This window comes from Streptomyces sp. NPDC093094 (assembly GCF_044754345.1).
In the GTDB taxonomy this organism is placed as follows: domain Bacteria; phylum Actinomycetota; class Actinomycetes; order Streptomycetales; family Streptomycetaceae; genus Streptomyces.
On sequence record NZ_JBIVOX010000005.1, the window covers coordinates 241,999 to 257,767 of the forward strand.

A 15,769-nucleotide genomic window follows, 5' to 3' on the forward strand; every position below is an offset into this window, starting at 1 on the left:
GTTGCCTACGACTCAGTAGTGAAGCACGCGTTCGATTGCGGGGGTAGTGCCGGGGCCCGGCCCGGAGCGGAAGTCCGAAACGCCCCTGTCGCCTCCTCTCCGGCCACCCCGGAAAAGCCCGTACGGCAGCCCGTACGGCAGCCCGTACGGCTCCCGTGCGCCCGGAACCCACGACGCCCCCCGCCCGGTGCGGGCGGGGGGCGTCGGGCAGGACCGGCGGCGTGTGGCGCGCGGTTACTTCACCGGCTCCGGCTCGGGCTCGTTCTCCGAGTCGGCGGTGCCGGCCGGGGGCTCCTCGTCGGGGACGGGCGTCTTGACCGAGTCGAGGAGGAGCTGGGCGACGTCGACGACCTGGACGGACTCCTTGGCCTTGCCGTCGTTCTTCTTGCCGTTGACCGAGTCGGTGAGCATGACCAGGCAGAACGGGCAGGCGGTGGAGATGATGTCGGGGTTGAGGGAGAGGGCCTCGTCGACGCGCTCGTTGTTGATGCGCTTGCCGATCCGCTCCTCCATCCACATCCGGGCGCCGCCGGCGCCGCAGCAGAAGCCGCGCTCCTTGTGGCGGTGCATCTCCTCGTTGCGCAGGCCCGGGACCTTCTCGATGATCTCGCGCGGAGGCGTGTAGATCTTGTTGTGGCGGCCCAGGTAGCAGGGGTCGTGGTAGGTGATGATGCCCTCGACCGGGGTCACCGGGACCAGCTTGCCCTCGTCGACGAGGTGCTGGAGCAGCTGGGTGTGGTGGATGACCTCGTAGTCGCCGCCGATCTGCGGGTACTCGTTGCCGAGGGTGTTGAGGCAGTGCGGGCAGGTGGCGACGATCTTCTTCGCCGACCTCGGCCTGGCGGACTCCGCGACGACCTTGCCCTCGTCGTCCAGCTCCTCGCCGAACGCCGTGTTCAGGGCCATGACGTTCTCCATGCCGAGCTCCTGGAACAGGGGCTCGTTGCCGAGGCGGCGGGCGGAGTCGCCGGTGCACTTCTCGTCGCCGCCCATGATCGCGAACTTGACGCCCGCGATGTGCAGCAGCTCGGCGAATGCCTTGGTGGTCTTCTTCGCGCGGTCCTCCAGGGCGCCGGCGCAGCCGACCCAGTAGAGGTACTCGACCTCGGTGAGGTCCTCGATGTCACGGCCGACGACCGGGATCTCGAAGTCGACCTCCTTGGTCCACTCCAGGCGCTGCTTCTTCGCCAGGCCCCAGGGGTTGCCCTTCTTCTCCAGGTTCTTGAGCATCGTGCCCGCCTCGGACGGGAACGCGGACTCGATCATCACCTGGTAGCGGCGCATGTCGACGATGTGGTCGATGTGCTCGATGTCGACGGGGCACTGCTCGACACAGGCGCCGCAGGTGGTGCAGGACCACAGGACGTCCGGGTCGATGACGCCGTTCTCCTCGGCGGTGCCGATCAGCGGCCGCTCGGCCTCGGCCAGAGCCGCGGCGGGCACGCCGGCCAGCTGCTCCTCGGACGCCTTCTCCTCGCCCTCCATGGTCTTGCCGCCACCCGCGAGCAGGTAGGGCGCCTTGGCGTGGGCGTGGTCGCGCAGCGACATGATCAGCAGCTTCGGGGAGAGCGGCTTGCCGGTGTTCCACGCCGGGCACTGCGACTGGCAGCGGCCGCACTCGGTGCAGGTGGAGAAGTCCAGCAGGCCCTTCCAGGAGAACTGCTCGACCTGGGAGACGCCGAAGACGTCGTCGTCGCCCGGGTCCGCGAAGTCGATCGGCTTGCCGCCGGAGGTCATCGGCAGCAGCGCGCCCAGCGCGGTCCCGCCGTCGGCGTTGCGCTTGAACCAGATGTTCGGGAAGCCGAGGAACCGGTGCCAGGCCACACCCATGTCGGTCTTCAGGGAGACCGTGATCATCCAGATGAAGGACGCCGCGATCTTCAGGCCCGCGAAGAGGTAGGTGAGGTTCTGGAGGGTGGACAGGTCCATGCCCTCCAGCCACGACACGACCGGGTACGAGACGAAGAAGGACGCCTCGTAGCCGTCGACGTGGTGCTGGGCGCCTTCGAGGGCGTGCAGCATGAAGATGCAGACGCCGACGACGAGGATGACGGTCTCGACGAAGTACGCCTGGCCGGTGTTGGAGCCCGCGAACCGGGACTTGCGGCCCGGCCGGTCCGGCCGCGACAGCTGGCGGATCGCGATCAGCACGAGGATGCCGACGATCGTCATGGTGCCGATGAACTCGACGAAGACGTTGTACGGCGCCCAGTCGCCGATGACCGGCAGGATCCAGTCGGCCTGGAACAGCTGTCCGACGGCGTTCACGATGGTCAGCAGCAGCGTGTAGAAGCCGATCGCCACGAACCAGTGCGCGATGCCGACGATGCCCCAGCGGTTCATCCGGGTGTGGCCGAGGAACTCCTTGACCACGGTGATGGTGCGCAGGACGGGATCGTTGGTCCGGGCACCGGCCGGGAGAGGCTGGCCGAGCATCATGAACCGGAAGATCTGAAGGACGGCGCGGCCGAACAGGGCGACGCCGACTGCCATCAGGACCATCGACACGATGATCGCGGCGAGTTGCATTTCGGGGCTCCTCGGGCCTGCGAGGGGTTCTTCGGGGAGATTACTAAGCGGTAACTTATACAGTCCTCTGAGACTAACCCGTATCCCTGGCCGCACTGTAGTCAGGCGCTCGGTGATCTGCGTCGCTGAGGCAGCCCTCAGTGATCGCGCCGCGACGGCACGCCGACTCGATGCGTCGTACGTACCAAATCATGACATCCGCCTTAATTTGGTCCGGTGCCCCACGGGATCGTCTCCGCCGCCGTCGCCCCGCTTCCCGCCGTCGTCTCCCTGTTTCCCGCCGCTGCTTCCGCGGCCCCGCGCGCGGGGGTGGAACCGGCCGGCCGGACGGGTGTCCGCCGCTGCGTGACGGCTGGGCTCCGGGGGTGTCCGGTGCCTCGGGAGTGACGCTCGTGCTGTCCGGGATGACGTCGTGTGCGTCACAGGGCGAGGTGTCGTCGCAGGTCAGTGGCCGGTTGCGTGTAAGGAACGGATAAGAGTTGAGTCCGTGCGACTCAGGTCTGTTGACCCGGAGCGGAGCCTCATGCACACTTGAGTCCGTTCCACTCAAGTCAGCTGGAGGAATCAACCATGGCACGTGCGGTCGGCATCGACCTGGGCACGACTAACTCCGTCGTCAGCGTTCTTGAAGGCGGCGAGCCCACCGTCATCACCAACGCAGAGGGCGCCAGGACCACGCCGTCCGTCGTCGCCTTCGCCAAGAACGGCGAGGTGCTCGTCGGCGAGGTCGCCAAGCGCCAGGCGGTCACCAACGTGGACCGGACCATCCGCTCCGTGAAGCGCCACATGGGCACGGACTGGAAGATCGAGCTCGACGGGAAGACCTTCAACCCGCAGCAGATGAGCGCGTTCATCCTGCAGAAGCTGAAGCGCGACGCCGAGTCCTACCTGGGCGAGAAGGTGACCGACGCGGTCATCACCGTCCCGGCCTACTTCAACGACTCCGAGCGCCAGGCGACGAAGGAGGCCGGCGAGATCGCCGGTCTGAACGTCCTGCGCATCGTCAACGAGCCGACCGCCGCCGCGCTGGCCTACGGCCTCGACAAGGACGAGCAGATCATCCTGGTCTTCGACCTCGGTGGCGGCACCTTCGACGTCTCGCTGCTGGAGATCGGCGACGGCGTCGTCGAGGTGAAGGCCACCAACGGCGACAACCACCTCGGTGGTGACGACTGGGACCAGCGCGTCGTCGACTACCTGGTGCAGCAGTTCAAGGCCGGCCACGGCGTGGACCTCGCCAAGGACAAGATGGCCCTCCAGCGCCTGCGCGAGGCTGCCGAGAAGGCCAAGATCGAGCTGTCCTCCTCCACCGAGACCTCGATCAACCTGCCCTACATCACCGCCTCCGCCGAGGGCCCCCTGCACCTCGACGAGAAGCTCACCCGCGCCCAGTTCCAGCAGCTGACCGCGGACCTGCTGGAGCGCTGCAAGACGCCGTTCCACAACGTCATCAAGGACGCCGGCATCTCCCTCAGCGAGATCGACCACGTCGTCCTGGTCGGCGGCTCCACCCGTATGCCCGCCGTCGCCGAGCTCGTCAAGGAGCTGACCGGCGGCAAGGACGCCAACAAGGGTGTGAACCCGGACGAGGTCGTCGCCATCGGCGCCTCGCTCCAGGCCGGTGTCCTCAAGGGTGAGGTCAAGGACGTCCTGCTCCTCGACGTGACCCCGCTGTCCCTCGGCATCGAGACCAAGGGCGGCATCATGACCAAGCTCATCGAGCGCAACACCACGATCCCGACCAAGCGGTCCGAGATCTTCACGACGGCCGAGGACAACCAGCCGTCCGTGCAGATCCAGGTCTACCAGGGTGAGCGCGAGATCGCGGCCTACAACAAGAAGCTCGGCATGTTCGAGCTGACCGGTCTGCCCCCGGCGCCGCGCGGCGTCCCGCAGATCGAGGTGTCCTTCGACATCGACGCCAACGGCATCATGCACGTGACCGCCAAGGACCTGGGCACGGGCAAGGAGCAGAAGATGACCGTCACCGGCGGCTCCTCGCTGCCGAAGGACGAGGTCGACCGGATGCGCCAGGAGGCCGAGCAGTACGCGGACGAGGACCACCGCCGCCGCGAGGCCGCCGAGGTCCGCAACCAGGGCGAGCAGCTCGTCTACCAGACCGAGAAGTTCCTCAAGGACAACGAGGACAAGGTCCCCGGCGAGATCAAGACCGAGGTCGAGGGTGCCGTCGCCGAGCTGAAGGAGACGCTCAAGGGCGAGGACACCGCCGAGATCCGCACCGCCACCGAGAAGGTCGCGGCGGTCTCGCAGAAGCTCGGCCAGGCCATGTACGCCGACGCCCAGGCCGCCCAGGCCGCGGGCGGCGCCCCCACCGAGGACGCCGGCCGGGCCGACGACGACGTGGTCGACGCCGAGATCGTCGACGACGAGCGCAAGGACGGTGCCGCGTGACGGAGGAGACCCCGGGCTTCGAGGAGAAGCCCGACGTCCCCTCCGGCGCCACCCCTGACGACGCCGAGCCGAAGGCCGCCCCCGAAGAGGGGGCGGCCCCGGCCGGGGACGGAACCGCAGACGCCGGTCTGCTGGCTCAGCTGGACCAGGTCCGCACCGCGCTCGGTGAGCGCACGGCCGACCTCCAGCGGCTCCAGGCCGAGTACCAGAACTACCGCCGCCGAGTGGAGCGCGACCGGATCGCGGTCAAGGAGATCGCCATCGCGAACCTCCTGACCGAACTCCTGCCCGTGCTCGACGACATCGGGCGCGCGCGGGAGCACGGCGAGCTGGTCGGCGGCTTCAAGTCCGTCGCGGAGTCGCTGGAGACCGTCGCCGCCAAGATGGGTCTCCAGCAGTTCGGCAAGGAGGGCGAGCCCTTCGACCCGACGATCCACGAGGCCCTGATGCACTCCTACGCGCCGGACGTCACCGAGACGACCTGCGTCGCGATCCTCCAGCCGGGGTATCGCATCGGCGAGCGCACCATCCGCCCCGCGCGGGTGGCCGTCGCCGAGCCGCAGCCGGGTGCGCAGACGGTCAAGGCCGAGGGGTCCGAGGAGGACACGGCGGGCGACGACAAGGACAACGGCCCTGAGGAGGGCTGACGTAGACACCGAGGGGAAGGAGGGACGTCGGGGATGAGCACCAAGGACTTCATCGAGAAGGACTACTACAAGGTCCTCGGCGTCCCCAAGGACGCCACCGAGGCCGAGATCAAGAAGGCCTACCGCAAGCTCGCCCGGGAGTTCCACCCGGACGCGAACAAGGGCAACGCCAAGGCCGAGGAACGCTTCAAGGAGATCTCCGAGGCGAACGACGTCCTCGGCGACCCCAAGAAGCGCAAGGAGTACGACGACGCCCGCGCGCTGTTCGGCAACGGCGGTTTCCGCCCGGGGCCGGGCGCGGGCGGAGGCTCGTTCAACTTCGACCTGGGCGACCTCTTCGGAGGCAACGCCCAGAACGCGGGCGGCGGTTTCGGCGGCGGTTTCGGCGACGTCCTCGGGGGCCTGTTCAACCGGGGCGGCGCCACCGGCACCCGCACCCAGCCCAAGCGCGGCCAGGACATCGAGTCCGAGGTCACGCTGAGCTTCACCGAGGCCATCGAGGGCGCGACCGTCCCGCTGCGGATGTCCTCCCAGGCCCCCTGCAAGGCATGCTCCGGCACCGGCGACAAGAACGGCACACCGCGTGTGTGCCCGACCTGCGTCGGCACCGGCCAGGTCGCGCGGGGCTCGGGCGGCGGCTTCTCCCTCACCGACCCCTGCCCGGACTGCAAGGGCCGCGGTCTGATCGCGGAGGACCCCTGCGACGTCTGCAAGGGCAGCGGCCGGGCCAAGTCCTCCCGCACCATGCAGGTCCGCATCCCCGCCGGGGTCTCCGACGGCCAGCGGATCCGGCTGCGCGGCAAGGGCGCCCCCGGCGAGCGCGGCGGCCCGGCCGGCGACCTCTATGTCGTCGTCCATGTCGGCGAGCACCCGGTCTTCGGCCGCAAGGGCGACAACCTGACCGTGACCGTGCCGGTGACCTTCACCGAGGCGACCCTCGGCGGCGAGGTCAGGGTGCCCACCCTGGGCGGCCCCGCCGTCACGCTGAAGCTGCCCCCGGGCACGCCCAACGGCCGCACCATGCGGGCGCGGGGCAAGGGAGCGGTCCGCACGGACGGCACCCGCGGCGATCTGCTGATCACCGTCGAGGTGAGTGTTCCGGCGGGGCTGTCGGAGAAGGCTCGTGACGCCCTGGAGGCGTATCGCGAGGCGACCGCGGGCGAGGACCCGCGGGCGGAGCTGTTCGAGGCCGCGAAGGGAGCCTGAGTCAGATGGACGGTCGTCGTCCCCGTCAGCGCGGGGGATTCTCGTACGAACTGACCGACGAGACCCCGGTCTATGTCATCTCGGTGGCGGCCCAGCTCTCGGGCCTGCACCCGCAGACGCTGCGTCAGTACGACCGCCTCGGCCTGGTCTCCCCGGACCGCACGGCCGGGCGGGGCCGCCGCTACTCGGCCCGTGACATCGAACTGCTCCGCCAGGTGCAGCAGTTGTCGCAGGACGAGGGCATCAACCTGGCCGGCATCAAGCGCATCATCGAACTGGAGAACCAGGTCGCGGCGCTCCAGGCCCGGGCCGCGGAGCTCCAGGCGGCCCTGGACGGGGCCGCGGCGGCGATGCAGCAGCGCGAGGCCGCGGTGCACGCGTCGTACCGGCGCGACCTGGTGCCGTACCAGGAGGTGCAGCAGACCAGCGCACTGGTGGTGTGGCGGCCGAAGCGGCAGCAGCCGGGCGACTGACCCACGACGGCACGCGGGACGAACGCACGGAAGGGCCCGGAGGTCACAGACCTCCGGGCCCTTCCGTGTGCCGCGGCGTGAAGCGGCGTGGAGTGGCGTCAGGCGTCAGGCTTCAGGCGTCAGGCGGCCGTGGCGCGACGGCGCCTGCCGATCGCGGCCGCTGCGAACCCGAGCGCGAGCAGGGCACCCGCGACGGTGGCGTACAGGCCGGCGCCGGAACCGGTGGAGGCGAGGGCGCCGGTGGTGGTCGTACCGCCCGACGTGCCGCCGGTCGTGCCGGCCGCGGCGGTGGTCGTGGCGGCGGACGGGGCCGCGGTGGCGCCGGGGGAGGCGGACTCGGCCGGGGTGGCCGACGGGGCCGGCGACGACGGCTGCGTGGACGGCGACGCCGAGGGCGACGGGGACCCGGTGGAGGTCTGTGCCGGGCGGATCCGGGCGTCGGCGAGGGAGTCGACGAACGGCTGCCCCTCCTCCATCTCGTACAGCGCGTGGAGCCTCACCCGGGTCTCCTTCGCGACCTCGGAGCCCTTGTCCAGCGAGAGGTCCAGCTTCAGCACGTCCCGGCCTGCGGCGGAGCCGAAGCCCTTGGGGAGGGCGGGCAGTTCGAAGCGGTTCGGGGCGGGCTCCGCGAGCTTCACGGTCCTGCCGCCGATCTCGGCCTTCAGGCCGAAGTCCATGTCCTCGGAGGCGTCGATCACCAGGGTGCGGTCGATCTCGGCGGGGAACTCCCCGGGGCCGGTGGCGAGGGTGGACAGCGCCATCGCGGCGTGCTCGCCCGGGCGCAGGACGACCCCGGCGGTCGGGTCCAGCCGGACCTCCAGGGTGCCGGGCTCGATCGCCGGCTCGGTGTCGAGGACCACGGTGTTGCGGGCCGGGTCGGCGGTGACGTTGCCGCCCAGCGGCTGGGCGGTCAGGGTGAAGTCTCCGTCGTTGCCGGGGTAGCTCGCGCCCAGGCCGAAGGTGACCTTCCAGGTGAACTCCTCGTGGGCCGGGACGGAGAAGGCGGAGGAGGCGTCGCCGGAGGCGGGGAAGAACAGGCCCTGCCACTGGCCGTCCTGACGGCCCGTCGCGGACTTGGTGGCCGGCGCGTCGAGCGCGGTGACGCCGAAGACGACCGAGTCCTTCAGCAGCGGGCTCGGGCCCTCGGCCGTGCCGGGCAGCCATGCCCGGAAGTCCTGTGCCCGGTCCGATGAGTTGGTGACCGTCAGCGTCATCGACCGGGTGTCTCCGCCGCGTTCGACCGTGCTGTCGGGTACGGGGGCGCCCAGCGTCATGGTCAGCGGCTTGCCCGTCCCTTCCGCGGCGGTCGCGGCGGCCGGGACGAAGGCGGTACCGGCGACGGCGGCGACCAGGGCGGCCGCGGCCACGGTACGGATACGGCGGGCGGCGGCGAGACGAGCGGACATGGTGGACTCCCCCCAGGAATCACTGGACGAGACGGACGGAAGACGAAAGACGTGAAACGCGAATGCGTGAACACATGAAGACGTGAACGCGTGAAGCGGTGAACGCGTGAAGCGGTGAACGCATGAAGCCGTGAAGCGGTGAACGCATGAAGCCGTGAAGTGGTGAACGCATGAAGCGGTGAAGACATGAACGCATAAAGCGGTGAATGCACGAAGACGAAAGAGAGGTGCCCCGCCTCCGGCCGGTTCCCGGTTCTCCGGGTCCCCCCGGCGGTCGGCGGTGCACCTATCTTCACTGCTGTTTCATCCTTGATCCATAGGCGGTCCGTCACTGCTTCGCAACAGCGCCGGAGCCTTTGATTCCACAGGTCAGGACGGGATCGGGGCGGTCGCGACCGAGGTGTGGCGGGCGGCGGTCTCCGTGCCGTCCGCGGCGACCGCGGTGATCGTGTAGTGGCTGGTGGTGCCGCGTGGGGTGGCGGCGTCCGTGTAGGCCCTGGTGTCGCCGGACAGGGGCTGCGAAGTCAGCCTGACCCACTCCTCCGTGGCACGGTCCCAGCGGTAGACGTGGAAGCCGGTGGCCGGGCAGCCGCCGGTGGTGCAGGTCCACGCCAGCCGCGCCCGTGAGGAGTCGTCCGTGGCGGCGGACAGGGCCCAGTCGTAGGTGAAGGGGAGGTTGTACGCCGGGCCGAGGTGGTACTCGTTGGCCTCGACGTGGGCGACGTCCGACAGGGAGCCCGTCGCGTGGACGGAGTTGCCGGAGGTGTCCACCGCGTCGACGTAGTAGATCCAGGACTGGTCGTCGGCCGGCTGGACGTCGGCCCAGCCGGTGGTGCCGGGGGCGACCTCCGCGATCCGTTCGAGGGCGGCGAAGGGATCGTCGGCGGGGGCGCGGTGGACCACGTAGCGGGCGAGGTCCGCGACGGGGCTCTCGTCCCAGCTCAGGACCGTGCCGTACTCGGTGCTCGTGTACGCGAGGCCGGTGACGGCCGGAGGCGCCACGCGGTCGGTGCGGGTGACGCTGCTCGGCTGCGACGGCTCGGACTCACGGCCCTGGGCGTCGACGGTGTGGACCCGGTACCAGTACGTCACGCCGGTCTCGGCGGTGGTGTCGGTGCACGCGTACCGGGGCCGGAGGTCCGCCGGGCTGCCGGTGCGGCGGGGCTCGCAGGCGACCGGCTCGGGGACGGCGTTCTCGTCGAAGCGGTTCCAGCGGTAGACCCGGAACGCCGTGGGGCCGGCCGCGGGCGAGGTCCAGGAGACCTCGACGCCGCTGTCGTCGTCGGCGATCCGGGTGCCGTCCATGGAGGGCACCGCGAGCGGCCGGGTGAACTCCAGCACCGGGGAGGTGGTGCTGTTCCCGGCGGCGTCGGTGGCGGTGACGCGGTAGTACGACGTCTCGCCGTAGGGCGCCTGCTCGTCCCGGTGGCCGGGGGTGCGGACCGTGGCCAGGCGGGTGAACTCGCCGTCGGGGGAGGACGCCCGGTACACGTCGTACGTCAGGTCCTCCTCGCCCGCGGTCCACTCCAGAAGAACCCCGAGCCAGTTGTCGTGGCTGCCGGTCGGTGCCGTGAGGGCGGGGGCGGTGCGGTCGGCGGTGGTGACGGTCGGCCCGGTGCCGCCCGCCGACTCGTTGCCGGCCAGGTCGACGGCCCGCACCTGATAGGTGTACGCGGCTCCGGTGGCCGGCAGGTCCTGGGTGAAGGAGGTCTCCGTCAGCAGGGCGGCACCGCTGACCGGCAGGAAGTCGCCGCCCTCCGCGGCGCGGCGGTAGACGCGGTACCCGGCGAGGTCCATCTCCCCGTTCCGCGCCCAGGTCACCGAGGCGCGGCCGGCCGTCCCGTCGTACGACGCGGCGACACCGGCGGGGGCGAGCGGGGCGACCTGGTCGGCCGCCGGGGAGGTGCGCGGGGTGTAGTCGAACCGGACGGCCGCGGGCCCGGACCAGTTGACGTAGTCGACGCGGAGGCTGTGCTCCCCGGAGGGCACGGTGACGTCGACGGTCCGGGAGACCGTCTTCGAGGTGTTCTTCCAGAGGTCGATCCGGAGCGCGCCGTCGAGGTAGACGCGTATGCCGTCCTGCCCGGAGGCGGTCAGGGTGAAGGGGCCGCCGGAGCCGAAGTCGCGGGTCACCGACCAGCGGACTCCGAACCGGTTCGACGGCAGGCCGGACGCCGGGGCCCCCGCGCCCCAGTTCTCGGCGATCGTGTCGTCGCAGTCGGTCTTCTCCGGGGTGCCGGAGAAGGTGGTGCCGGCGAAGAACTGCCGCTCGAACACCGGCGAGGCGCAGCCGGCGGCGGCGGAGGAGGCGGGTGCGGCGGAGGCGGGTACGGTGACGGAGGTGAGCAGGCCGCCCGCGGCGGCGAGCACCACCGCGGTCGCGGTGGCGGCTGTGGTGCGTCTGGGTCGGTACATGAGGTCCCCTCAGAGCGGTACAGCGAAGTCGGAGGTCCGTGGATCTCGTGGACTTTTCGTGATCATGACTTCCGAGGAGCCCCATTGGTTGTGCGGGGATTTCGCAGAGTCTTCACACCCTGAACAGAAAGCGATGTTGTCATCTCGTTAAGTGATAAGTCTTGACGGTGAGTGGCGCTGACGCGTTGGCTTCCAGTCACCTGGGCGTGATGTGGCGCCCATATGACCGCAACACACCGAAGTGAGCCCCCGAATGCGTCGTATCGCCATGACCGTGGCCGCGTCCACGCTGACCCTTTCGCTCGCAGGCTGCGGCGTGCTCGACGCGGCCGGCGACAGCAGCGACGCGAGCCCCACGAAGGGCAACGACATCAAGGTGGGCCTGCTCCTGCCGGAGAAGAAGAACTCCCGGTACGAGAAGTTCGACTACCCGATCATTCGGGACAAGGTCGCCGCTCTCACCCGCAAGCAGGGCAAGGTGGTGTACGCCAACGCCGAGCAGGACGCGGACAAGCAGGAGAGCCAGCTCGAGAAGATGGTCGCCGACAGCGTCGACGTCATCCTGCTGGACGCGGTCGACTCCAAGGCCATCGCGGGCGCCGTGCAGCGTGCCAAGGACGCGGGCATCCCGGTCATCGCCTACGACCGCCTGGCCGAGGGCCCGATCGACGCCTACATCTCCTTCGACAACGAGCTGGTCGGCGAGGTGCAGGGCCGTACCCTGCTGGACGCGATGGGCCCCAAGGTCGACTCCTCCGACAAGATCGTCATGATGAACGGCTCGCCCACCGACCCCAACGCCGGCCAGTTCAAGGACGGCGCGACGTCGGAGCTGGAGGGCAAGGTGACGATCGCCAAGTCCTACGACACCGCGGACTGGGACCCGAAGAACGCCCAGGCCAACATGACCGAGGCGATCAACTCGGTCGGCGCGGACAACATCGTCGCCGTCTACTCGGCCAACGACGCCATGGCGGGCGGCATCATCAAGGCCCTCCAGGCCGCGGGCGTCACCGATCTGCCGCCCATCACCGGCCAGGACGCGGAGCTCGACGCGGTCCAGCGGATCGTCGCCGGCGAGCAGTACATGAGCGTCTACAAGTCCTACCCGGCGGAGGCCGAGGCCGCCGCCGAGATGGCCGTCGCGCGTGTCCAGGGCCGTGACATCCAGTTCGACGCCCTCACCCGCGACAAGGTCGACAGCCCCACCCACGAGGACATCCCCGCACAGCTCGTGAGCGTGATCGCCCTCACCCGCGAGAACATCACCGACACGGTCATCGCGGACGGCATCTACAAGGTGTCCGACATCTGCACGGACGAGTACAAGGACGACTGCGCCTCGGCGAACCTCGGCTAGTTCCGCGCGGGACCGGTGTGATCCGGCCACGTGTGCCACCCGCCGTCCCTCTCCCCGGTCGAACGAAAGTCCGGCGGCCGTCGAACGACGGCCGCCCGGGGCGCCCCGCCTTCCCTGCTCGCACGCTCCGGCCGGGCTCCCGCTGCTTTCAGCATGTTGCACGCGGATGTTCCGGGGGCAGGGAGTAACCCGGGCATAGCAGCGGTTTCCCGCCCTCATGGTGGGCGGAGCCGTGTTGCGGGAGCCGGTCCGGGCCGCGCATAGTTGCGCTGCGAGAGGCGGGAGTCGGGGGTGGAATGGGCGATGGCCGGGCGCGGGACGGAGGAGCACCCACACGGTGCCGACCGGCTGTGCGAGCTCGGGGACCGGGTGTACTCGCGGGCCGTACGACGGGGCCGAGTGAGCCGCGCCGACGCCGAGCAGGCCGCGTGCCTCCTCGACCTGGCCCTGCTGCACCCGGACCCCGACGACATGGAATGGCTGGTGCCGACCGCGCCGCAGGAGGTCATGACCCGGCTGCTGCGCGGTGTGTACGACGAGGTCAGCGCGAGCCAGCGGCGGGTGGGCGCGGCCGTGGCCGCCGTGGAGCGGTACGCGGCGCTGGGCGGCGGCTCACAGCCCCCCGTGGGCGGCGAGGGCGCGGCGATCCGGGTGCTGGACGGGCCCGCGCGGATCACGGCGGCCCTGGACGAGGCGACCGAGGCGTGCACGTCCGAGGTGCTCACCGTGCAGCCCGGCGGCATCCGGCGCGAGCACGAGCTGACCGAGGGCCTGCACCGGGCGCTGGCGCTGCGTTCCCGCGGGGTGCGGATGCGCGACCTGTACAACCATGTCGCCCGGCACGGCCAGGGTCTGCTGCACTATCTGGAGCTGATGGGCGACGCGGTCGAGGCGCGCACCCTGGACGAGGTCATCGACCGGCTGATCCTGTTCGACCGCACGGTCGCCTTCATCCCCGCCAACACCGACCGGACGGTCGCGCTGGAACTGCGTCACCCGGGGCTCGTGGAGTATCTGGCGACGGTCTTCGAGCGGCTGTGGCGGGCGGCGATCCCGCTGACCACCGCGATCCCGGAGCCCGGCATCGAGGGCATCTCGCACCGTGAGCAGTCCATCGCGGTGCTGCTCGCCGAGGGCCACCAGGACGCGGTCATCGCCGAGCGGCTGGGGATCAGCGTGCGCACCTGCCGGGCCCATATCGCCCGGCTGTCGGAGACTCTGGGGGCGGCGAGCCGTACGCAGCTGGGCGTCCGGATAGCGCAGGTCGGGCTGGACGGCCCGGTGCCCGGCACGGCACCGGCCGGGCTCACCCTTCCCGATCAAGGATCCCCGAGCGTGCGATGAGGTAGCCGAGCTGGGCGCGGCTGTCGCTGCCGAGGGTGGCGGCGAGTTTGGCGATGTGGACGCGGGCGGTGCGGATGTTCATGCCGAGCCGGTCGGCGATGACGGCGTCGGTGTGCCCCTCGACGAGCAGTGCGGCGATGGCCCGCTGGCGGGGCGTGACGCCGTCCAGGGTGGGCTGCTGGACGGCCTGCGGGTACATGGGGGTCGCCAGACGCCACAACCGGTCGAAGGCGGTCGCCAGATAGGTGACGAGGGCGGGGACACGCACCTCCAGCGCGAGGCTGCCGTCCTTGTCGCCGGGGATGAAGGCGACCGTGCGGTCGACGACGATGAGCCGGTCGGTCACCTCGTCCAGCGTGCGGGCCTCCGCGTCGCCGCGCAGCGTCTCGTAGCGGCCGGAGACGAGCGGCATGTGGCGCTGGGTGTGCTGGTAGAGGGTCCGGATACGCAGTCCGCGGTCGAGGAGTTCCTGGTCGCGTTCGAGCGCGACGGCCTGCGCGTGTTCGCCGCGGCTGGTGTTGTGGTTGCTGTTCGGCTGGACGCACAGGACCTCGCCGGTCGCCTCCGTCATGGCCTCCGTGATGGCCCGGTTGATCCGCTCGGTGCCGGTGAGCACCGTCACCGCCGGAAGCTCCGCAGGGGCCGTGCGCCGTCCGTCCAGCCGCATCAGCGGCTCGAACATCTCGGCCAGCCGGGCCTCGCGGCGCCGCTGTTCGGCGACGGCCTGCGCGGAGGCGCGCAGCATCCGGTGCAGGGCCAGGGCGGGGGCGACGGGTTCGAGCCGGTGGGGGTCGGTGACGGCCGGCTGGAGCAGGCCGTGGTCCAGCAGGCACGGCGCGGCTCTCTCGGCGTCCGTGCGGCTGAGGTGCCCGAGGCGCAGGGCCTGTTCGTAGAGCCGGGTGCCGGGGGGACACATCTCGTCCACGCCGTGCTGCGGATGCGGCGCCGGGGTCACGGGTGCGCTCCCTCCTGGTCGAGGATGCCCGAGCGTGCGATGAGGTAGCCGAGCTGGGCGCGGCTGTCGCTGCCGAGGGTGGCGGCGAGTTTGGCGATGTGGATCCGGGCGGTGCGGATGTTCATGCCGAGCCGGCCGGCGATGACGGCGTCGGTGTGCCCCTCGACGAGCAGGACGGCGATGGCCCGCTGACGGGGGGTGATGCCGTTGAGGGTGGGCTGGCGGACCGCCTCGGGGTGCATGGGGGTGGCCAGGCGCCAGAGGCGGTCGAAGACGGTGGCCAGGTGGTCGACGAGGGCGGGGATGCGGATCGCCAGGGCCAGGGTGCGGTCCGGGCTGGCCGGGATGAAGGCCACCGTGCGGTCGACGATGATGAGCCGGTCCGGGATCTCGTCGAGAGTACGGGCCTGGGCGTCGCCGCGCAGCTGTTCGTAGCGGGCGGCGATGAGCGGCATATGCCGCTGGGTGTGCTGGTAGAGCGTGCGGATGCGCAGTCCGCGGTCGAGGACGGCCTGGTCGCGGACGAGGGCGACGAGCCGTGGCTGGGGCGATATGCCGGCCACGGCGGGCTGTATGCACAGCATCTCGCCGGTCGCCTCGGCCATGGCCTGGGAGATGGCCTCGTTGATGCGGGTCATGCCGGTGAGGATGCCGATCGCCGCGGGGGAGCCGCCGGTGTGCCCGCCGAGCCGCATCAGCGGTTCGAACGCCTCGGCCAGCCGTGTCTCCCTGTTCCGCTGTTCGGCGACGGCCTGCGCGGAGGCGTGCAGCATCCGGTGCAGGGCCAGGGCGGGGGCGACGGGTTCGAGCCGGTGGGGGTCGGTGACGGCCGGCTGGAGCAGGCCGTGGTCCAGCAGGCACGGTGCCGCCGCCTCGGTGTCCGCGCGGCCCACCTGTCCTTCGCGCAGGGCCTGTTCGTAGAGCCGGGTGCCCGGAGGGCACAGTTCGTCGGCTCCGTGGCTCGGGTGCGTCGCGGGGCTCACGCGTGTGCTCCCTCGAGGGTGCGGGCCCGGCCTCCTCGT

Annotated in this window: 11 protein-coding genes; 6 read left to right on the top strand and 5 right to left on the bottom strand. The window is 70.7% G+C overall.

Features of this window, described 5'->3' with window-relative positions:
• Positions 1 to 234: 234 nt before the first annotated feature.
• The gene (locus ACIQGV_RS12240) at positions 235 to 2,529 is read right to left on the bottom strand and encodes a (Fe-S)-binding protein (protein ID WP_402493576.1); all 2,295 of its coding nucleotides are present in this window, start codon (positions 2,527 to 2,529) and stop codon (positions 235 to 237) included.
• A 570-nt stretch (positions 2,530 to 3,099) separates the two neighbouring features.
• On the opposite strand from ACIQGV_RS12240, the gene dnaK reads away from it, so the two are divergent.
• From dnaK to ACIQGV_RS12260, 4 genes are read left to right on the top strand one after another with little or no spacing between them, the layout of a single operon-like run.
• Positions 3,100 to 4,941 (top strand): molecular chaperone DnaK, encoded by a 1,842-nt coding sequence (dnaK, locus tag ACIQGV_RS12245; protein WP_402493577.1) that lies wholly within the window; start codon positions 3,100 to 3,102, stop codon positions 4,939 to 4,941.
• Positions 4,938 to 5,588, top strand: a complete 651-nt coding sequence (gene grpE, locus ACIQGV_RS12250) for a nucleotide exchange factor GrpE (RefSeq protein ID WP_402493579.1) — start codon at positions 4,938 to 4,940, stop codon at positions 5,586 to 5,588. The genes dnaK and grpE overlap by 4 nt, the downstream gene beginning before the upstream one ends.
• 33 nt (positions 5,589 to 5,621) lie before the next feature.
• A complete protein-coding gene (gene dnaJ / locus ACIQGV_RS12255; protein WP_402493581.1) occupies positions 5,622 to 6,794 on the top strand; it encodes a molecular chaperone DnaJ in 1,173 nt (390 codons plus the stop codon).
• A 5-nt stretch (positions 6,795 to 6,799) separates the two neighbouring features.
• Positions 6,800 to 7,267 carry a heat shock protein transcriptional repressor HspR gene (locus ACIQGV_RS12260; protein ID WP_402493583.1) on the top strand — a complete coding sequence of 156 codons (468 nt, stop codon included), beginning with the start codon at positions 6,800 to 6,802 and terminating at the stop codon, positions 7,265 to 7,267.
• Between the two features lie 119 nt (positions 7,268 to 7,386).
• Here the strand turns inward: ACIQGV_RS12260 and ACIQGV_RS12265 are convergent, their stop codons facing one another.
• Together ACIQGV_RS12265 and ACIQGV_RS12270 are read right to left on the bottom strand one after the other, a co-directional pair.
• A complete protein-coding gene (locus ACIQGV_RS12265) occupies positions 7,387 to 8,673 on the bottom strand; it encodes a hypothetical protein (RefSeq protein WP_402493585.1) in 1,287 nt (428 codons plus the stop codon).
• 369 nt (positions 8,674 to 9,042) lie between these two features.
• A complete protein-coding gene (locus tag ACIQGV_RS12270; protein ID WP_402493587.1) occupies positions 9,043 to 11,088 on the bottom strand; it encodes a PA14 domain-containing protein in 2,046 nt (681 codons plus the stop codon).
• A gap of 253 nt (positions 11,089 to 11,341) precedes the next feature.
• Here ACIQGV_RS12270 and ACIQGV_RS12275 point away from each other — a divergent pair, with 253 nt between their 5' ends.
• Both ACIQGV_RS12275 and ACIQGV_RS12280 read left to right on the top strand, forming a co-directional pair.
• Positions 11,342 to 12,448 (top strand): sugar ABC transporter substrate-binding protein, encoded by a 1,107-nt coding sequence (locus ACIQGV_RS12275; RefSeq protein WP_402493588.1) that lies wholly within the window; start codon positions 11,342 to 11,344, stop codon positions 12,446 to 12,448.
• 303 nt (positions 12,449 to 12,751) lie between these two features.
• Positions 12,752 to 13,792, top strand: coding sequence for a LuxR C-terminal-related transcriptional regulator (locus ACIQGV_RS12280; RefSeq protein ID WP_402493590.1), 1,041 nt, complete (start codon positions 12,752 to 12,754; stop codon positions 13,790 to 13,792).
• On the opposite strand, the gene ACIQGV_RS12285 is transcribed toward ACIQGV_RS12280, so the two are convergent.
• Positions 13,755 to 14,747 carry a LuxR C-terminal-related transcriptional regulator gene (locus ACIQGV_RS12285; protein ID WP_402493592.1) on the bottom strand — a complete coding sequence of 331 codons (993 nt, stop codon included), beginning with the start codon at positions 14,745 to 14,747 and terminating at the stop codon, positions 13,755 to 13,757. The genes ACIQGV_RS12280 and ACIQGV_RS12285 overlap by 38 nt on opposite strands.
• The gene (locus tag ACIQGV_RS12290; protein WP_402493594.1) at positions 14,744 to 15,730 is read right to left on the bottom strand and encodes a helix-turn-helix transcriptional regulator; all 987 of its coding nucleotides are present in this window, start codon (positions 15,728 to 15,730) and stop codon (positions 14,744 to 14,746) included. Before ACIQGV_RS12290 ends, ACIQGV_RS12285 begins: the two co-directional genes overlap by 4 nt.
• Positions 15,731 to 15,769 lie beyond the last annotated feature (39 nt).

Excerpts from the sequence above, each read along its gene's own strand:
- ACIQGV_RS12240 (WP_402493576.1), bottom strand. The coding sequence starts at position 2,529 with ATGCAACTCGCCGCGATCATCGTGTCGATGGTCCTGATGGCAGTCGGC.
- dnaK (WP_402493577.1), top strand. The coding sequence starts at position 3,100 with ATGGCACGTGCGGTCGGCATCGACCTGGGCACGACTAACTCCGTCGTC.
- dnaJ (WP_402493581.1), top strand. The coding sequence starts at position 5,622 with ATGAGCACCAAGGACTTCATCGAGAAGGACTACTACAAGGTCCTCGGC.
- ACIQGV_RS12260 (WP_402493583.1), top strand. The coding sequence starts at position 6,800 with ATGGACGGTCGTCGTCCCCGTCAGCGCGGGGGATTCTCGTACGAACTG.
- ACIQGV_RS12265 (WP_402493585.1), bottom strand. The coding sequence starts at position 8,673 with ATGTCCGCTCGTCTCGCCGCCGCCCGCCGTATCCGTACCGTGGCCGCG.
- ACIQGV_RS12270 (WP_402493587.1), bottom strand. The coding sequence starts at position 11,088 with ATGTACCGACCCAGACGCACCACAGCCGCCACCGCGACCGCGGTGGTG.
- ACIQGV_RS12275 (WP_402493588.1), top strand. The coding sequence starts at position 11,342 with ATGCGTCGTATCGCCATGACCGTGGCCGCGTCCACGCTGACCCTTTCG.
- ACIQGV_RS12280 (WP_402493590.1), top strand. The coding sequence starts at position 12,752 with ATGGCCGGGCGCGGGACGGAGGAGCACCCACACGGTGCCGACCGGCTG.